Source organism: Silvibacterium dinghuense, assembly GCF_004123295.1.
GTDB lineage: Bacteria > Acidobacteriota > Terriglobia > Terriglobales > Acidobacteriaceae > Silvibacterium > Silvibacterium dinghuense.
The window spans coordinates 130066-149606 of record NZ_SDMK01000002.1 but is presented as its reverse complement, the minus strand read 5'-3'; the positions used below and the strand labels follow the sequence as shown (position 1 = coordinate 149606).

Annotated in this window: 10 protein-coding genes and 1 pseudogene; 7 read left to right on the top strand and 4 right to left on the bottom strand. The window is 54.6% G+C overall.

Annotated features, from left to right (window positions below; all coding sequences use genetic code 11):
- Nucleotides 1-60 precede the first annotated feature (60 nt).
- Both ESZ00_RS09885 and ESZ00_RS09880 read left to right on the top strand, forming a co-directional pair.
- Nucleotides 61-2247 carry a GumC family protein gene (locus ESZ00_RS09885; protein WP_129208108.1) on the top strand — a complete coding sequence of 729 codons (2187 nt, stop codon included), beginning with the start codon at nucleotides 61-63 and terminating at the stop codon, nucleotides 2245-2247.
- Nucleotides 2192-3199: a polysaccharide biosynthesis/export family protein gene (locus tag ESZ00_RS09880; protein WP_129208107.1), complete on the top strand. Its 1008-nt coding sequence runs from the start codon at nucleotides 2192-2194 to the stop codon at nucleotides 3197-3199. The genes ESZ00_RS09885 and ESZ00_RS09880 overlap by 56 nt, the downstream gene beginning before the upstream one ends.
- Before the next feature lie 401 nt (nucleotides 3200-3600).
- Here ESZ00_RS09880 and ESZ00_RS09875 read toward each other — a convergent pair whose 3' ends face one another.
- Nucleotides 3601-3972: a hypothetical protein gene (locus ESZ00_RS09875; protein WP_129208106.1), complete on the bottom strand. Its 372-nt coding sequence runs from the start codon at nucleotides 3970-3972 to the stop codon at nucleotides 3601-3603.
- Nucleotides 3973-4308: 336 nt separating this feature from the next.
- On the opposite strand from ESZ00_RS09875, the gene ESZ00_RS09870 reads away from it, so the two are divergent.
- Nucleotides 4309-5325, top strand: coding sequence for a glycosyltransferase family 4 protein (locus ESZ00_RS09870; RefSeq protein ID WP_129208105.1), 1017 nt, complete (start codon nucleotides 4309-4311; stop codon nucleotides 5323-5325).
- Nucleotides 5326-5396: 71 nt separating this feature from the next.
- Here ESZ00_RS09870 and ESZ00_RS09865 read toward each other — a convergent pair whose 3' ends face one another.
- The 3 genes from ESZ00_RS09865 to ESZ00_RS09855 form a co-directional block, all read right to left on the bottom strand.
- Nucleotides 5397-7451: a TonB-dependent receptor plug domain-containing protein gene (locus tag ESZ00_RS09865; RefSeq protein WP_164981449.1), complete on the bottom strand. Its 2055-nt coding sequence runs from the start codon at nucleotides 7449-7451 to the stop codon at nucleotides 5397-5399.
- Nucleotides 7452-7871: 420 nt separating this feature from the next.
- A complete protein-coding gene (locus ESZ00_RS09860; RefSeq protein WP_229741171.1) occupies nucleotides 7872-8552 on the bottom strand; it encodes a carbohydrate-binding family 9-like protein in 681 nt (226 codons plus the stop codon).
- 148 nt (nucleotides 8553-8700) lie between these two features.
- Nucleotides 8701-12369, bottom strand: coding sequence for a TonB-dependent receptor (locus tag ESZ00_RS09855; RefSeq protein WP_129208103.1), 3669 nt, complete (start codon nucleotides 12367-12369; stop codon nucleotides 8701-8703).
- 226 nt (nucleotides 12370-12595) lie between these two features.
- Here ESZ00_RS09855 and ESZ00_RS20550 point away from each other — a divergent pair.
- From ESZ00_RS20550 to ESZ00_RS09840, 4 genes and pseudogenes are all read left to right on the top strand, one after another.
- Nucleotides 12596-13003, top strand: a pseudogene (locus ESZ00_RS20550) (outer membrane beta-barrel protein); the annotation flags it as partial.
- A gap of 86 nt (nucleotides 13004-13089) precedes the next feature.
- A complete protein-coding gene (locus ESZ00_RS09850) occupies nucleotides 13090-15270 on the top strand; it encodes an outer membrane beta-barrel protein (protein WP_444544609.1) in 2181 nt (726 codons plus the stop codon).
- A gap of 368 nt (nucleotides 15271-15638) precedes the next feature.
- Nucleotides 15639-16907, top strand: a complete 1269-nt coding sequence (locus ESZ00_RS09845; RefSeq protein ID WP_129208101.1) for a hypothetical protein — start codon at nucleotides 15639-15641, stop codon at nucleotides 16905-16907.
- Nucleotides 16904-19483: a glycoside hydrolase family 95 protein gene (locus ESZ00_RS09840; RefSeq protein ID WP_129208100.1), complete on the top strand. Its 2580-nt coding sequence runs from the start codon at nucleotides 16904-16906 to the stop codon at nucleotides 19481-19483. Before ESZ00_RS09845 ends, ESZ00_RS09840 begins: the two co-directional genes overlap by 4 nt.
- The last annotated feature ends 58 nt before the right edge of the window (nucleotides 19484-19541 follow it).

The following is a 19541-nucleotide window of genomic DNA, read 5'->3' as shown; positions in this document are numbered from 1 at the left end:
TCGCTACCTGCAGAAGCTGCTTACACCTAATGTCAATTCATTTAGAATAAAAGGTAACCTATGAACCAACCTGCTGCTGCATCCCCCTTGCAAGCTCAACCTGCGGCTTTTTCGAGTCCGGGAGTCGGTGACTCCGAAGGCATCTCTTTTCGAGAGATCTTCCGCGCGATCCTTAAAGGCAAGTGGTTTATTTTGGCCTCGACCGTACTCTGCGGTGCCATTGCACTGATTTACATTACCGTCACAAAACCTGTATATGAAGCAGACGGAATAGTACGCATCGATCCGAATCGCTCAGGCACACTTGGGCTCACCGACGCCTTACTGGGAGCAAATAGCGACGAGGTCCCTACAGAAATTGGGATTTTGGGCAGTGCTCAGGTTGCCCTGTCGGCTTTGGAGATGCTGACACCTGAGCAATTTCAAAACTATGCCGGCTTCTCCCGCAGCCAGATGGTCTTTCGCCTCGAGGACGATCAACATCGGCCCATCAATTTGACTCCTCAGCAGGAAGATGTCCTCGATAAGTTCCAATTAGCCCTCAAGGCAAAACAGGAAGAAGGGACTCAGCTTGTCGATGTCTCTTTCCGTGATCAAAACCCGCAGATGGCTGCGCTGTTGCTCAATCACGTGGTAGACGCATACCTTCGGCAAAGCTTTAATAGCCGCTATGGCTCTGTAGCGCAGGTCCGCGACTGGCTTTCTGCCCAGATGGATGATCTGCAGAAGCACGCCGCCGACGCGCAGCAAAAGCTGGCTAAATTCCAGGAAGATAACAATCTGGTTGGTACAGATCCCACGGATAACACCGTGATCGACCGCCTGAAACTGATCAATGAGCAGTTGACACAGGCAGAGGGCGATCGCATTGTCAAGGAAGCCCAATACCGTGCCGCTGAAACTGGCGACCCTGCTGTTCTGGCTGCCCTTATGCCAGACCAGAATTTGCAATCGCTACAAACCACAGAAGCTAGTCTCTATGCGCAGGAAGCACAACTCGCAACAAAATTCGGCTCCAGCTATCCTCCCCTGGTCGAGACGCGCGAGCAGTTAGCAAGTGTCCGTGATCAGATCCGGAAGAACGTAGGTAACATAACGGCTCACCTGAAGCAAGACCTTGATGCTTCAAGACAGGCAGAGAGCCTGATGCATCAGGAATATCAGGATGCTGTCTCCCAGGCCTATGCATTGAACCGCAAACAAGCTGACTATGCCGTGCTGGCAGCGGAAGGAGCCGCAAGCCGCGATCTTTACGACACGCTGCAGTACAAGATTCAGCAGGCGAGCGTAAATGCCGGCCTCGATTCGATCAATACGATGATTGTCGATCGTGCCCGACTGCAGAGGTTTCCAGTTGAGCCGAAGAAGGCGCTCATCCTCGCATCAGGGTTGATCCTGGGATGTGTAGCCGGTATCGGCGCCGCTCTCTTAAGAGAATCCATGGGCGGTGAAATCCAATCGATCTCTCAGGTCGAAAGCAATGTAGGCCTTGCCAATCTGGCCACGGTGCCTCACATGGATTGGGAGAATAAGGCCGCGGATGGAACAGCAACAAAAATGGGCCATGGCGTGCGACTCATCACACTGCGAGAGCCGCGTTCCCGCGCAGCAGAGTCTTACAGAACACTGCGCAATTCTGTCTTGCTCAGTTCGATCGATATGCCACCGAGACTCATGCTGGTTACCAGTTCACTCCCCGGCGAAGGCAAGAGTTCCACGAGCGCGAATTATGCCGTAGTTCTGGCGCAGAATGGGGCCAAGGTGCTGATCATCGATGCAGATTTACGCCGCCCAACCTTGCATAAGATTTTTGGCGTCTCGAACACAATTGGCATTAGCGACCTGCTCATTGATCGCGGAACCTCCAAAGATATAGCGCAACCCATAGAAGAATTGCCGAACCTCCACTTCCTGCCCGCAGGCAAGAGTGTCGCGTTCCCTTCTGAGACACTTGCATCCTCCAAGCTGCGCATGCAACTGGAAGAGTGGAAAAAGGAATACGACATTGTGCTGCTGGATTCCGCTCCCCTTCTTACGGTCAGTGATAGCTTACCTCTGGCCACCTGGGCAGATACCACGGTGCTGGTCGCACGTGCCGGCGTAACTCCTTTAAAGGCACTAGCTCGTACGAAGGCTATCCTTCTGCGTGCACACGCTCGCATTTCTGGTGTGTTGCTCAACGATATCTCCCATGCGAATGAAGATTCCGGATATTACGGAAAGGACGGCTATGCATACTACAACTAGACTCTTTGGGATTGCCGCTCTTTTCATTAGCCCTGTATTGGTGTTTGGACAGGCCTTGCCTCCGGCCGGCTCTGCTGCAATAGCCAGTGCACAATCGATGCAGAATCCGGTAGACCATGGTCCACTCAAGAACATTCCGATCTCTTCCGGCGATCTACTGGACGTAGAAATCTTTGCTACACCTGAGATGTCAGGGAAGCTGCGCGTAGATCAGCGCGGCAACGTCACCCTGCCCATTGGCGGAGATGTCAAAGTCCAGGGACTTCTCGTCAGAGATGCGGCGCTGGCAATCCAGAATCAGCTCATACATGCGAACCTCATGCTGCATCCAACAGTGACGGTCTCCATTGTCGAATACTCCTCGGAGGGAGTCACTGTTCTCGGTGAAGTAAAGATGCCTGGGATCTATACCCTGCTGGGACCGCGTTCCCTGTATGACGCGCTGGCTGCTGCTGGGGGGACGACCGCCAGCGAAGGATCGACCATCACCATCACGCATGCTGACGACGCAACCCATCCAATCATCGTCAACGTAAATACGGTGGACTATTCTCCCGAGCAGAAGGCCACGGTTGTACTGCCCGGTGACACGATTGTGGTTAACCGGGCACCGCTTGTTTATGTTGTGGGAGACTTTGTCCATTCCGGTGCCTTTTATATTCAGGGTGGAACTCAACTCACCATTCTGAATCTTGTTTCGTTAGCGCAAGGGCCGAATCGCACAGCGGCCATGAAGCATGCAGCAATTATTCGGCCTATGCCTGATGGCACTGCGAAAACAATCTCTTTTAACCTGAATAAAGTTATGCATAATGAGGCACCGAATCTTGCTATGCAGGCTGGAGATGTTCTGGTCCTGCCGCGCAGCGGCTGGAAGGACTTCGGCTTTACGGCCATGCCGGGTGTCAGTAGTGCAATATCAAGCGCCATTGCATATTCCTTGATTGATTAGGCTGCCTCTTTGAAAGGAAAACGAATGGTCCTTCACCATAGCGCCTTACAAACTATTGCAGCAGCAACGTCTCTCGGAGTCTTGCTCTTTTCGGCTGCAGCCCATGCTCAGGCTGCAGCCAATCTTTCCGCAAATGGGGCATATGCCGGCATCAACAGCCCTAGCATCGCGGCTAATCCGGTCACCTCGACCGGATTAGCTCCAGGCAGCAGCAGTGGAGGAGGGGGTATCGCATCGACTTTGCGGAGTAACCCTTCGCTCGCCAGCAGTATGGCTCAGCTATCCCCTGCCGCACAGCAAAGACTTGCTATGCTCTACGCGGCGAGGACTGCTTCCACAACCACCTTCGGTCAATCGGCCATGAGTGCAAGTGGCTCTACAGAAAAAAAAGCTGTCGCACTCTATCCTTCCACTGTGGGCTTGGCATCGTCATCCAATTCAGCCTTCAGCAATTCGACAATCTCAGCAAGTTCTACCAGGCCTGCCGCTGCGATGTCTTTTGGTGCTTCCCGCCGAAGCCTGCTTTCTTCTTCTATGAATGAGCACAGTCTGGGGACAAGCCCTTTCAGTTCCGGCTTTGGCTCTGCGGCAACGATGGGTAGCGCAACCAACGGACTCTCTTTTTCGCACCACGCTCTATCGGCCAAAGGCATGACATCGGGAAGCTCTTCTACCGCATATAGTGGAATCTCCGCCAGTGAAATTACAAGCCTTCGGAAGCTTATAAAGCCCGGAATGCGTAGTGCGTATGGCCAGACAGCGACCAGTAACAAAGGATATGGCCATCTTCCAGAGCAACCTGGCTCACACCTTCATAAATTCGACAAGGTTGACGAAGAGGACTCCTTGCGAAGCCGCCTACTTGGAAAAGAACAATAGGCAAGCCTCTTCTGCAATGGTCTGCGGTTTGAAAAGCAGCATGGCTAGAAAGAACTAAAGAATGCCGCGAACGGGACTGCAAATTGCAATCCCGTTCGCGGCTAAGCTTTCCCTTTCACCGTTCGAATCATTGGGGATCACAATCCTTCATAGCGCACATCTTGCGCTCTGCTAAATTTGGCTTTTCTTTACCGGACTGCATCAGTCCGCTCTCTCGAAAAGGCGATCTCTTGCGCATTTTGCTCTGCTCTCACTGGTTCGCTCCAAGCATCGGAGGCGTAGAAACAGTTTCGAAGATCCTTGCCGAAGAATTCACCCGCGCAGGTCATGTTGTGACTATTGTTACAAGTACTTCCGGTCCTTCTGCGAGCGAAATGCAGGTTGCCTATGAGATCGTTCGTAATCCTTCGGGGAGGGCACTTTCTCATCTTGCGAAGCATTCTGATGTGCTGATGCAGAACATGATTTCGTTACGTACACTGATGCCTTTGCTGTTAACTCGCAAGCCCATGCTGGTAACGCATCAAAGCTGGATGCGTCGCAATGATGGCACTCTGGGAACAGAAAACCATCTCAAGCGCCTGGCGTCTCGCTTCTGCCATAACATCGCGATCAGCCAATCCATCGCCGATTCCCTACCGGTAAAGTCTGAGGTAATTGGCAATCCCTTTGAGTTCGCTGAGTTTGCGCCTCTGCGCGAACGCCCCAAGAATCGAGACATCGTCTTCATGGGGCGCCTGGTTTCCGATAAAGGATGTGATGTATTACTGGTAGCACTGGCCGAGTTAAAGACGCGAGGCTTCACTCCTTCAGTCACCATTATCGGCGATGGACCAGAGATGCCGAAATTGCGAGCACTCGTCGAACAGTTCGAGTTAGGCTCTCAGGTGGAATTTAAAGGCGCAGTACGCGAAGGGCGCGGCGAGCTTGTCGCTCAGCACCGCATCATGGCCATTCCTTCTGTATGGGCTGAGCCGTTTGGCATTGTTGCACTGGAAGGCATTGCTTCAGGATGCGCGATCGTAGCGTCTAATCAAGGCGGTCTCCCAGAAGCAGGTGGTCCAGCTGGATTGTATTTTCCTAATCGCGACGCCAAAGTAATGGCTGCACATCTCGAAACACTGTTAACAAACGATGCGAAGCGTAAACGTCTTGTTGACGCCGGACCAGCACATCTTGAACGGTTCCAATCCTCTGCAGTCGCTGCTCGCTATCTCGCACTCTTTGAACAGCTTCTTAGGAAATAGCGCTTTAGATTCTCTCTTGTTACCCAACGCTCAATTTCGATCTCATCCCCAGCCATTCACTTCCAGAATGACTAGAACACAAACATGGCTCCGAGATCCGGGAAGATTCCCATCTGATCCTGGTCAGAAATGCAGTAGGTTATTGACTTCTGGCACAAGCCTACATCTCCGCGACGAGGTGTCCAGGCAATGCCCAGGAAGTTATTTCGATCCATGGCATTCTCAAGTCCGCCATATAAACTGAGACGTCTTGATCCGAACAGGAACATGCGGCTGGCTTTGAAATCAAGGCGGCTGTAAAACGGCCCACGCAATGCATTCATTCGATTCAAATCGTATACCGGCCTATTTTGCTGAACGGATGCCGCTTCAGCAAATGGAGTGTATGGTCTACCCGCCGTGTACTCGTATCTCCAGGAAGCAGCGTACCTCTTGGAGATAGCAGTCTGTCCCGCCAGATTCAGAACAAATGGATAGTCGAAGTTCCCTCTCCGATAGATTCCATCCAGACCTGCAAACTTATCCAAGGCCATAGCCGCATTTGCTTGTAATTCGAGACGATCTGCCCAGCGCATCTCCGTCGAGAGCTCTATCCCCTGCGCATATCCTTTACCCATACTCACAAGAGGAATCCAGATAAACTCCTGTCCGAGTGTATCCACCATGTTAGCGAGTGAAAGGGATGGATACTCGGTTGATACAGGATAGGCTGTGTATTCCTTTTGATAGAGTTCAAGGTTTACCCCCATGCCGCGTACAGGATTCCATCGCGCGCCCGCAGTGAAATGGGACGCCTTTATCGGCTTGAGAGCTCTGTTTTGCGAATATGAGGTTAGCTCCAAAAAAGGCGGAAGCTGCTGATACTCCGCGCCACCCGCATGGAATGCGAGTCTCTCACTCGCCTGATAGGAGAGACCGACTCGAGGGGTAAATGTCAGGTGGTCTCCGAAGGAAAATTGCTGAAATCTTCCTCCAGCATCAAGACTCCACCTCCGAAACGTCTTCGTCACCTGGCCGTAGTAACCGGTCTCAGCTGTCCAGAAATGCGGAAAGAACGATGTCGCATCAGAACGTGTCGGATCTGTACTGAGAGGTGACTGCTCACCATACGGCTGCTGCACAGAGTAGGCAATACGATACAAATGGCCGGATGCACCAAATGCGAATGCCAAATCAGATGCAAGGCGCTGATAGCCATCATAGCGAAGATTCGTCATGCCATCATGGGTTGACTCGGAGTACACGGGAACCAATGGGTTATCATCACGGTTAGCTCCAGGGGAGAGCGTGTCATCAAAAAGCTGATCCTGCTGATCAATATTCAATCGCTGTTCGGAATTGCTAAGAGTCCAGACTCCAAAACCATCCCGCGAATACATGTGACGCCAGCGAATACCATTTGTTAAACGCCAGCCGCTATATTGCGTGTCAATGGTATTCGTCTCGAAGGGGTCATCACGATCCGGCGTAATGCGGATCGAATCGATTCCGGTAAGACTATCGATCGATAGGCTATCGTTTGCAGTGGGGTTCCACTCTGCGCGACTCAGAGCATTCGTATAAATCGGGACACCACTGAGACCGATATTGTTCGTAAACAGGTTCAACAAACTACGATGCGCAGTCACAAGAATTGACCCATTGTCGAGAAAAGGCCTCTCGCTGATAAAACCAGCTCCAATGAAGCCGGCATCGACTGCATCGTATGGCTGCCGGCCAGAAAGTTCTCGTGAATGAATTGAAATAACCGAAGAGAGCCTATCTTCATAACTGGCGTCGTACCCACCGGTTAAGAACTCTACATTGCTGATGGCTGAGCTATCTATCATTGAGACCAGACCTCCAGTGGTGGCATCGGTCGCAATATGATTGATATTCGGCACCTCTATACCATCCAGCAGATAGAGGTTTTCGATCGGATTTCCTCCTCTGACAAGAACGTCGTCGCTCTCGTCGCTGTTGAAGACCACGCCTGGAAAGAGCTGCAGGTATCGTGAAAGATCACCATACGTGCCGGCAGAAGACTCTATCTCTTTCGATGTCGCATGGTACTGCGTTGTGGCACCGCCGGGCTTCGCACTGCTGTCTTCATAGCCGCTGACGACGACACTACTCTGAAATCTCACAGGCTGCACCGCCTGGGGTAATGGCGCGGCAGATGCGAGTGTCTCCGGATGTCTACGAGTCGAGGTATCGGAAACATCCGTGTGAGTATCCGGATCGGATACCTGACTCCCCGCATTTTGACACTTCAAGCGCGGGGCATAGCACGGCAGGAGAAGGAACAACAACACTATGCAATATGCCCTCATGGGACCCTCCTGCAGGCCTTAGCCTTACCGCAGCAATACGGTGGCTAAACCAGAGGGCATGAGGTTATGAAAATCTAATTTTTGAAATAGCAGCTGCTGCATGGTTTATGGACGATTCAGCTATGCAGAGCTTCTATTTGCACAGCGGTATTCGTGGTGATTGAGAATGCATCCTACCGATCAATACAAAAGGTGCTGTATCGCATTGCTCCGCGACAAAGCACCCGTCCAGTACTATTTTCTTTCCGAGAAGTGCAGGTAACCCCAACGCTCAGGCACGTGCATATTGATGACTCCTTGCGGCGACCAGACCCAGTTGTCTTCCCTGGGATTTTCAGCTGTCCACTCCACGCGGCTGAAGTTGATCCGCCATACCGTTCCGGAGTTCGGATGCGGGACCGCTTGCCGCGAGGCAAACGCGTTGAGAGGATACGCAATCTCTACAGTCCAGCCATGATCTTCATCATGGGAATCATTGAGCGTTCCCTGCACCGCTACGCCGGTCTTCAGACCTGCGATATCCCAGCTGTTATCCGCGCTTCCACCCTCGCTGTAAGGCTTTGACAGGAAGAGATCCCAGCCCGTGTTCAGCGCGTTTATCTCAAATTCGTAGTAGCTCTCCGTTGCCGGCAATGGCTTTACGAAGACTTCGAAGTCGTTGTCGCGAAAGATCACTGAATCGTGCTTTGTCAGAGTGGCCTTCACATTCGGCTCTTCCAGTTCGGCTGCGATGTACAGATACTGATCGTCCCACAGCATCTTTACCCGGGTTCGATATTTTGGCCGAGGCTGTTTATCTCCTTCGATATCCACGAAGTCCGTCGTCCATGGAGCCTTTTGCCAAGCCGGATCATCCAGCTTGCCGTCGATATGAATCGGAGATGAAGCGCGCAGGCACTCATAAGAAAGCGGCATCTGCGCCATCCCTTTCATCGGTAAAAAAATAACAAGCAGAACGCACAACAAGCCTGCAAATAACTTCACCACGAAAAGTGCTCCTCTCGGAAAAAGAAACGCCCGTCCCTAATCTACCGGGACGGGCGGAGACAACGTCAAGAATGCCTTAGAAGCTGTACTGCGCGGTCAGCTGCAATGTGTGGGGATTCCATAGCGAGACATTTCCGTACGTCTTGTTGATGAGCGATCCAAAGTTCGTATCTGTCACGGTCGAGTCGGGGAAAAGCAGGCTGGTGCTGGAGTGCCACGTGCTGCCGAGGTTGAAATCTTCGATGCGGATCAGTAGAGCCTGACGCTCACCAATGTGGGTCGTCTTGCCAAAGCTAGCGTCGAAGTTCGTGAAGTAGGGCGTGCGTTCCGGGCTCTTATTCGTGTTGCCATAGCGGCCCAGCTCGGGAGTGGAGTACATCGAGGTATTAAACGCCTGACCCAGCGTGCTCTTGAAGCTCGCATTTTTTGCGTAGGTGGAGTTGGCCAGGAAGCGGCCCGTGTAATCTTCCGCCATCTGGTCCGAACCGACGCCGCCGAGAATAGAGAAGGGGAAACCGCTCGAGAGCTGATAGATACCGCTGGTGGTCCAGCCAGCAAACAGCCAGTTCATGTGCGCGATGTGAATGAGGTCCTTTGGCACCTCGTAGGCATAGGTAGCCACTAGGCGATGGGTTTCATCGGAAGCCGCCAGGCCGTACTCTTGGTACGGATGCTGCGGATTCTGAATCTGCGCCTGTTCGCCATTGACGAGGTTGATGCCCGAGGTCAGGTCCATCGTCTTCGAGTAGGTGTAGTTCACGTGGTAAGTAAGACCGTGAATCATCCGCTCGATGAGCTGCACCTGCAGTGCGTTATAGGTTGACTGAAAACCGTTGATGTTTGCGTAGAGGTACGGCGGCATATTGGCGTACGGCGTCCGCTCATCCATCGGCTGGAAGTTTGAATCCGAGGCACAATAGGCGTTGCTGCCTGTCGCGAGCGAAGCGTCCACCAGATTGTTACAGGAGTCGCCAGCCACCTTCGGGGGTGCTGCTGCTCCGATGATGTCTTGACTGGGCTGACGCAGACCGTGATCGCCGACGTAGCCGATATCGAGCATCAGCGAAGAGGTCAGCTGATATTCGGTATCGAAAGACCACTGCTCATCATACGGGGTATGATTCTTCGGCCAGTTGACCTGATTAAAGGGAAATTCCCAACCGTTGGTCTCAAATAGGCTGTCCGCATTGAGAGGCGCAGACCAGAGTTTGCTCACTACCAGCGATTGGCCGCTCGCATTGGTGGGATACTCCTCGGTGCCGGTGGGAGAAGTATAGGTTGCTGCAGTTTCGTTGTACAGCTCATCCTTATCGTATTGCGAGCCGTCGTAGTAGCGATTGTAAGTGCCGTAGAAGATGCCAAAGCCGCCACGCACAACCAGCTTCTCCTTTGCTCCTGCAGGGCGATACGAGAAACCGATACGCGGAGCAAAGTCCTTGTTGTCGACCGGCACCAGGGTGCTGCTCGCGCCACACTGCAGAAAGTTGGAGTTGCCCCCAGCAGCAAGGATCGGCTCCGTGAAGGAGCAGTTGGCCCAGACAAACTGGCCGCCATTCGAGGGGCTGAAGGCATAGCCGTCATTGTGGGCCGTATGAAAGTCCGCTGGCCGCTCCCAGCGCAGACCCGCATTGAGGGTCAGACGATCAGAGACCCGCCAGTCATCCTGGAAAAACAGGTTCCAGTTGTTGCCCCAGAGGATGTAATCGTCTGTAGCGATCGGCGGAGGGCCCGATGCGCCGCTCCAGTCCCCCAGCAGCATGTCAGCCAGGGCGTTGCCCTGGTACGCCGCGGTTGAGGAGTAGGCACCACTGCTAGCCAGTGCATCGCCGGCGTAGCCCGGAACTGCGGAGGTGAACTCACCGTTGAAGGTCAGCGAACCGGTGCCGTCGTAGTTGTCAAACTCATAGAGTTGAACACGACGATAGTCCACACCGAAGTTGAAGGTATGGCGTCCGTGTAACCAAGTGACCGTATCCACGCCCTGGTAGATGTTATCGGCATACGTGGTCGGCTCGCCGCCACCGAATCCCTGGTAATTGAAGACCGACATCGTCGGCAGGTCGTATGTCGCCGGATTGCTGGCAGTATTCGCCAGGCCTACGTCCTCTGAGAGGTTCGCGCCATACGCGGTGTTCGTACCGCTGAGGAAGTGGTCCCGGCTGTAACCCAGCGTCGCCTGATTCATCAGGTTCGAATTGAAGGTGTGATTCCACGTTCCGCCAAAAAGCTTTGGACGCGTATACACCTGTCCGCCCTGACCGAAGCGAATGGAGGTTGAGGTCTGCGAAAGATTGCCCACATTGGCCGTCAGGAAGACGTGATCGTCAGCACCAATGTACTGATCGATACGCGCCGTACCCACACCCGTATTTTTCGTGGTCTTTGTGTTTGCCGAGTAGTTATCGCAACCACTGAGAATATGGCTTGACTCCGAGCAGCTTGAGATATTCTCCGCGTCGAAATACTTGGCGATCGCAGCCGACACTGCATCAATACGGTTTGCCGGAATCTGATTGTTGGCAAATTGTTTACGAATGACCGGTGAGTTCGTCGGGCTCTGTGCCGCGCTGGAGTTGTAAGCCGTATTCGTAACTGTCGTTTCTGGATCGTAGATCGGGAATGGATAAGCGCTGAAGTCACCCGAAAGCTCCGCAGCTGTCGGCACGAAGTCCGTCGAGGGGCTGTTCACTTTCGTATACAGACCCTGGTCATAGCTGCCAAACCAGAAGGTCTTGTTCCGGCCGTCATAGACGTGCGGGATTACCAGAGGGCCGCTCAGCGTGCCACCGAACTGGTGTTGATGGAAATCGGGACTGGTCGAAGAGGTGCTGCCGGTGGCTGCATTCTCGGCTGCCTGATAGGCGTTATCCGGCTCCAGCCAATTCGCTTCCAGTGCTTCGTATGCGGCACCGTGCAGCTGGTTCGTGCCCGACTTGATGGCCACGTTTACCTGTGAAACGCCGGAACCGTACTGTGCACCATACATGCCGTTCATCATCTTGAATTCCTGAACGGAGAGCTCGTTCGGAATATTGATCGGCACGCTGAAGAAGAAGTCCGCGTCGTAGATGCCGTCGACGCTGTAGCTGGTGGTCTGCGCCTGCGCGCCATCCGCACTCACTTCCATATAGGTATTGTTCAGACCATGGAAGGACCAGTCTGTTCCCGAGCCACCGGGGGTAATATTCGTACCCACATTGGTGAGCATCAGGTTGGTAAAGTCGCGACCGTTCACGGGCAGAGCCTGGATCAGCTTGTCATCCATCACCTGACCGATGGTCGTGTCATCGGTGTGCAGCATCTGTGTATCTGCCGAGACCGTTACCGTGGATGCGGCCGAGCCGACGGACAGCTTGAAATCCTGACGGAGCTTCTGGTCCACTTCCAGCGTCAGCTGGGTGGACGATGCGGCGCTAAAGCCGGATGCCTCAACCGTGATCGTGTATGGGCCGGGGTTCAGCTGCGGCACCACATAATCACCGTTACCGTTCGTCGGAAGAACTACCTTTACATTCGTGCTCAGGTTGGTCACGGTCACCTGGGCGCCGGGAATCACTGCTCCCGTGCTGTCTACCACGTGGCCAAGGATGCTTCCTTGCGCGTTTTGCGCATAGGCCACCATTCCCATATGGAAGGGTATGGCTGCCGATCCCAGCAGAGCTGTGGCAAAGAGCGCCAGGCGAAGGGCTCGCGAAGCTGTCCCCCGCTGCGGACGACAACCGCCAGCCTTAAAAGTTTGAAACATGCTGCCTCCACAAGTCAGGTATGAATACCTGATGAATGTGACTTTAGTGCTCTGTTTTGCAAATTTCAATCAAATATTTGATTGATTTTAGATATTTCGAGTACAGATGTGACGCAAGCGCTCACATTGCAAGCAGGAAGTGCTCCATGAACCATTCGATTCTTTGCAACGCAATCCCCGGCTCGAACCAGATCCTGGCGGTTCTTCCTGACGGCTATAGATCAGTGTGCTGAAGAGCGGAACCAACCAGTTCCACGGCTCGGCTTATGGCTATGTGCAGGATTACCGCCTCAATGCCAACTCCTGGACCAACAACCAGGCCTCGCCAAAGATTCCCATCAATCCTTTTTCGCAGGATCAGTTCGGCGGCACTTTCGGTGGCCCCATCAAGCGTGACCGGCTCTTCTTCTTCGTCGACTATCGCGGTTCTCGCTATCACGCGGGCGGCACCGGCTCAGCCAGCGTCTTTACTGCAGCCGAAAGAAGTGGCGATTTCTCCGACGTGCTCGAGACCTACGGCATTCAGCTCTACAACACGCAGAATCAATTCGTCCCCTACGCGAACAACCAGATCTCTATCGTCAACCCGGTAGCCAAGTACCTCTTCGCCAACTCGAACATCTATCCTCTGCCCAACGCTGTCGGCACCGATGGTTTGCTCAAGAACAATTACCAGGGCCCCACGCGCACCTATAAGGTAAGGCGAACAACCAGGGCGACATCAAAATCGAGTACACACCTCGGCCGACGGACAAGATCACCGGCTTCTACTCGATGTCCACGGCGTATGACGGTACCACCTCCGTCCTTGCCATCAGCTTCCCAGGCGTCAATAACTATCCCACCAAGCTCTTCGGCACCAACTGGGTTCACACCTTCTCGCCGGAAATCGTCAACTCTGCCCACATCGGCTTCACACGCACCGTTTGGGCGACGGACTATCCCATCGACACGACCGGCATCTTCGGGGACAACGGCGACAAGATTATCGGCATCCCTTTTCCTAACCAATCCTTCGCCGGGTTCACCTACCAGTCGATGGGCAGCTATGTCTCCGGTGTCGGCAATCCGGCCTATGGCGGCGGTCTGATCGACAACACCTATTCCTACATCGATGACCTCACATGGCAGCGCGGCACGCATACGATCGTTGCCGGCATCCAGGCCATGCGCTACCAGAACAACTACCCCACAGCCAACAACTCCGGTTACCTTGGCTCCCTTGGCTATGGCGGCCTTTTCACCAGCAACCCATCGATCAATGCTGCCAGCGCAGGCGGATTCGGCCCAGCGGATTTTGTCCTCGATCGCGTCAGTTCGGCCGGCGCCACGCTCAGCAGTGTCAATGTAGGTCAGCGCCAGTGGCGTGTGGCCGGCTATATTGCCGACGACTGGAAAGCCACGCCAAAACTTACTCTCAACCTTGGACTGCGTTACGAATATGACCAGCCCTGGGTCGAACAGAATGACAAAACTGGAAACATCGATTTGACAACCGGGCAGGTGCAGTATGAAGGCCACGTACCTGTCGGTGCGCCTGTCGGTTCAGGTATCTGCAAATATGCCGGCTGCTATGCGCCCAACTATCACCAATTCATGCCGCGCCTGGGCTTTGCCTATCAGGCCACGGACCGCTTTGTCGTCCGCGGAGGATACGGCGCGACCAGCTTCTTCGAAGGCAACTCTTCCAACCAGCGACTCACCTCGATTACTCCTTTCATCCAGGCCATCAGCGTCACCGTGGTCACGCCTACCGTAGACAATGGCGGAGACCCGCGTACTGCGGAAGAGGGTTTCAGCGGTGGCACCACCCAGTATGGCGGCACCTTCAATGTCTATCCGCAGGACATTCAGCCCGCTTATATCCAGGAGTGGAACCTCACCACGGAGTATGCTCTCACCCACACGCTCTCTCTGCAGATCGGCTATATCGGTGAGCAAGGACAGCACATCGAGGACTACGGCAACGTCAACCAGTATCTGGTCAACGGTGTTCCCTCCTCGGCCCCGTTCTATAACAACGAATATCTTGGTGTGAATGCCGTTGATCCCTCCACCTCGATCGGTTCGAACTCCCTGCTTATCACTGAGTCTCGTGCCATGATGAACTCCAACGCGCTGCAGTCCACCCTGCGCCAGCGCCTGAACCATGGACTCGAATTTCAGCTTAACTACACCTACAGCAAGGCCATGACCAACAGCCTTGGCAACTATGCACTCAACGTCAACGGCTACAGCGGCGCCTTCCAGAACTACTACGACAGCGGCGCGGATTACGGCCCTGCCGGTTACGACGCCACTCACAACCTCTCGTTCGTGCCTGTTTATGCCCTGCCCATCGGCCGCGGACACGAATATCTCTCAAACGCCAACCGGCTGGTAGAGGAAGCCTTCGGCGGCTGGAAGATCTCCGCAGCCGGAGTCTTCTGGTCCGGCTTCCCCGAAACCGCAACCGGCCCAGGAAACAACTCCAACAGCTACGGTAACTCTCGCCCCAATCAATATCGCCGTATCAAGGTCGTTCATCGCAGCATGGATCATTGGTTCGGCACCGATGCTTCCGCCACCGACATCTGTCCCTCTGGCGTTGACGACGGCACATGCGCATTCGGACTGCCGGCCTCCAACGGCTCCGGCGGAACACTCTTCGGTACGGCGCGCAATGGTTCTCTCCGCGGCCCCGACTACAAGAATGTCGACCTCTCTGCCTTTAAGGATTTCCAGACCTATAAGGAACAGGTCATTGGCTTCCGTTTCGATGCCTTCAATGCATTCAACCTGGTCAGCTACGGCAATCCCGACACCGGTGTCAGCGACGCCACCTTTGGTGAAATCGCGCAGCTCGGCTCCATTCGCTCCACGGAGCGCCATCTGCAGTTTTCTCTCCACTACACCTTCTAACCCCGGCCCTTCGAAAGAAGGCCAATCAAAGACAGAGGCCGCGCTTCATCAGCGCGGCCTCTGTCTTTCTCCTTAGCAGCTCTGAACACACGCGTATGAATACAAATCGCTGATACTGAGCTTCCGCAATGAAGCTTCCAATTTCTCATAACGAAGTGATACACAGGTGGTGCTGATTTTTGTGCTGCAGCGATGCGGATACATTGCATCTCTTGCCCTATACCCTCATGAATCGCCGCCATTTTCTTGCCTCGCTTGCTGCTTCTGCGGTTGCTCTGCGCTGTGCCAGGGCCCAATCCCCGCAACAACCGTCTCTTGTCTTTGATCCCGACTCCCCCTCGCCCACAGTTCCCACTGACTTTATCGGTTTGTCTTATGAAAGTGCCCAGCTTGCGAATCCTGATTTCTTTTCGCCGCAGAATCACAAACTGATTGCGCTCTTCCGTGAGCTCTCACGGTCGGGGAACCTACGTATCGGAGGAGGTTCGAGCGAGTTCACAACATTTTCAGCAGAGAATCCATCGGCTCCACCACCCTTCGAAGCCTTCGGACCCGACACCTCAAAGACCGTCAAGACGGGGACGATCACCACAGCTCTCGCACTGCATCAACTGCGCGGCTTTCTCGATGCCACTGGATGGAGTTGCCTCTACGGGCTAAATTTAGGCCGCGGAACAGCGGAAAATGCGGCGAGCGAGGCTGCCGCGGCACAGCGCATTCTTGGCTCACGGCTCCTAGCCTTTCAGATAGGAAATGAGCCAGACAGCTTTCGCAATCGCTACCGCCCTGCCACCTATACTCCTGCCGACTATCTTGCCGAGTGGAATCACTTCCGTGACAGAGTGGCGCATGCTGCGCCCGGTGCACGCTTTGCAGGACCGGACATATCGAACAAGCTCTCCTATCTGACGGCCTTCGCGCAGGAAGCTCCTCATCATCCCGATGTGGTCCTCCTCACCAGCCATTACTATGCCATGGGCCCTGCGGGCAGCCCTCATGCCACGCTCGATAATTTGCTCAGCGAAGATCCGGTTTCAAGCACGCTCAAGAACCGCGATCTCTCTGTTATCGAAGATGCACGTCGGCTCGCGCATCTTCCCTATCGCATGTCTGAAGGCAATTCCTGCTGGAATGGCGGTCAGCCGGGCATATCCGATGGATATGCCTCTGCGCTCTGGTCTGCAGGCTACATCCTTCGCTGTATGCAGCGGGGATGGGCAGGGGTCAATCTTCATGGCGGTGGCAACGGCATCTACTCTCCTATTGTCGGCGCTCCCTCACGCGGCTTCACGCGTCGCCCGGAATTCTTCGGCATCCGTTTCGTCGCACGCTTTGCCGGCGCTTCGATGATCCCTACACGTCTGGCAGGAACCGAAGCCAATGTAGAGGCTTTTACCTTCGCACATCCCAAAGAGCATGAATTAGTCATCGTAAACTCCACAGCTCATGAGACTCAGCTCTCACTTCCTGCCGGCATCGCTGCGGCAAAGAGATCAGTCTTGCACGCTCCCTCCCTCGCGGCGAAGGATGGGATCGAAATATCTGAGACACATGATGCATACAAATCGTCTGTAACTGCGTCTCCGTATACAGCAAACACCTACGCACTTCGCGGTCTTGCGCTCAAAAAAGCATGAAACATTCCATCCCCCATCTATCCCGACGCAGCTTCCTTGGTGGCGCGGCAGTGCTTGCAGCGCCCATCAGCCATGGACTGGCCTCTGCTCTCGCAACGAAAGAAGAGCAGAGCCCAAGCCCTTACACGCTGCACTTTGCACAACCGGCATCAAAATGGCCGGATGCACTGCCCGTCGGCAATGGGCGCCTCGGTGCGGTCGTCTTCGGCAACCCTGCCATCGAACGGATTCAGCTCAATGAAGAATCCATCTGGGATGGCGAACCCAACCGCGACCGCACCAACCCTGCCGCAGCCGAAGCGATTCCGAAGATTCGCGAGCTGCTTTTCCAGGGAGATATTGCAGCAGCTGAAGCTCTTGCGACCCGTGATGTCCTAGCTCTCCCGCGGCGCATGCCTTGCTATCAGACGCTCGGCGATCTTCATCTCGACTTCTCTCCACTCGGCATCACCGATGCTTCCGCAGTCGATGCCTATCGTCTCGACCTGGATCTCGACACGGCTATTGTCACGACGCGCTTCACGCATCAAGGGATCGAGTATCGTCGTGAAGTCTTTTCTTCTGCGCCAGACCAGGTTCTCGTTATCCGCCTGACCACAAGCAGGCCAGCCAGCCTGTCCTTCCATGCCACGCTCGATCGCCCGCAGAGTTTTTCGGTTGAGGCGGCTTCCTCACACAGTCTCGTGATGACCGGCCAGGCGCTTCCCTTCCATGACAATCCTGGCCTTGCAGTAAAGGAGCATCCGACTGGGGTTCGCTTCCTCTCCGAGCTTCGCGTGATTTGCGACGGTGGCAGCTCCATGGTCGCTGCGGGCAACATACTCCAGGTTACAGGTGCTAACGCCGTAACCCTGCTGCTTGATTGCGCGACCAGCTATCGCTATCCCGCACATACCGGAAGATCTTCCGGCGTGGATGCGGATGTTCTTACAGGAGATCAGGCGGCCATGCGTGCCGCTGTCGATCGCAATCTCTCAGCGGCGATGCACCGCTCCTACGCTGAACTCCGCAGCTGGCATCTTGCCGATCATCGCCGCTATTTCCGCCGAGCCTCGATTGACTTCGGTCCAGATCCAAATGCAGCGGTAGCGACCGATCAACGTGTAAATGCCATGAAGCAGGGCCGAGAAGATATTCATCTTCTGCCCATCTACTTTCAATATGGGCGTTACATGCTCATCTCCAGCTCGCGTCCAGGCACCCTCGCTTCAAATCTGCAGGGCATCTGGAACGAAAGCATCGATCCGCCATGGGGATCGAAGTACACCATCAACATCAACACGGAGATGAACTATTGGTTCGCCAATACGGCAAACCTCGCCGAGCTACAGCTTCCCCTCTTCGATCTCCTTCATGCCACGCTCCCGCAAGGCATGCGCACTGCGCGCGCAATGTATCATGCACGCGGCGCTGTTGTGCACCACAACACTGATATCTGGGGCGACGCCTGCCCCATCGACGGGCTCGGCGGCGGTGTATGGCCGATGGGGGGCAGTTGGCTTTCGCTGCATCTATGGCAGCATTATGCATTTCACGGAGATGCGCGTTTCCTCGCGGAGCAAGCGTATCCCGCATTACGTGAGAATGCTGCGTTCCTTCTCGACTATCTCGTCCGCGACCCGCAAACCGGACATCTTCTCACCGGCCCTTCCTGCTCGCCAGAGAATGCCTACGAGCTTCCCGACGGCAAAAGCCACAACCTCTGCATGGCGCCCACCATGGACATCGCTATTACACGTGCGGTGTTTTCTCGATTGCTTGAGGCGGCGACTTGCCTGCAGAGCACCGCACTTGTTGCGAAGGATACTGAAATCCTCCAGCGCGCAAGAGAAGCGCTTGTACAGCTCCCGCCTTATCAGATTGCCCAGGATGGACGACTGCAGGAATGGCAGCAGGATTACAAAGACCATGAGCCAGGCCATCGCCACATCTCGCATCTCTTCGGGCTCTTCCCCGAAGACCAGATCACACCTGACGAAACACCCGAACTTGCCCGTGCCACCCGTCTCGTTCTTGACCGACGACTCGCTGCGGGTGGAGGTTCTACTGGATGGTCACGTTCCTGGATCATCAACTGCATGGCACGCCTTCAGGATGGAGAGGCCTGTTATGCAAATATCCGCGAACTCTTTCGCCAGTCTGTTCGTCCAAATCTCTTCGACGTCTGCGGCCTGAAGGAGAACTCGCCATTTCAGATCGATGGCAATCTCGGTGCGCCCTGTGGCTTTATCGAAATGCTTCTACAATCGCATGGCCACACGCCACTCGATGCACGCAGCAGTGATAAGGGGACAGAGACGACACTGCGTCTGCTCCCTGCTCTCCCATCCGCATGGCCCAATGGCAATTTTCGAGGCTTGCGTGCTCGCGGCGGCCTTGAGATCGATCTGCAATGGACCAACGGCAAGGCGACCGCAGCGACCTTCCGAGCAACCCTCGATCATGTTTACCGCTTGCAGCTGCCTGCCGGAGAATCTGTTGCATCCATCAATGGGCATCCATTCCGTGCATCGTCAGAATTGCTCCCATCGCTATCGGTTAAAGCCGGGCAACATTATCGGCTTACCTTTGTTTAACAGTTATCTCCGCCGTAAAGCAGAAGGCCCGTCATGTAGTGGGCCTTCTGCTTTGCTG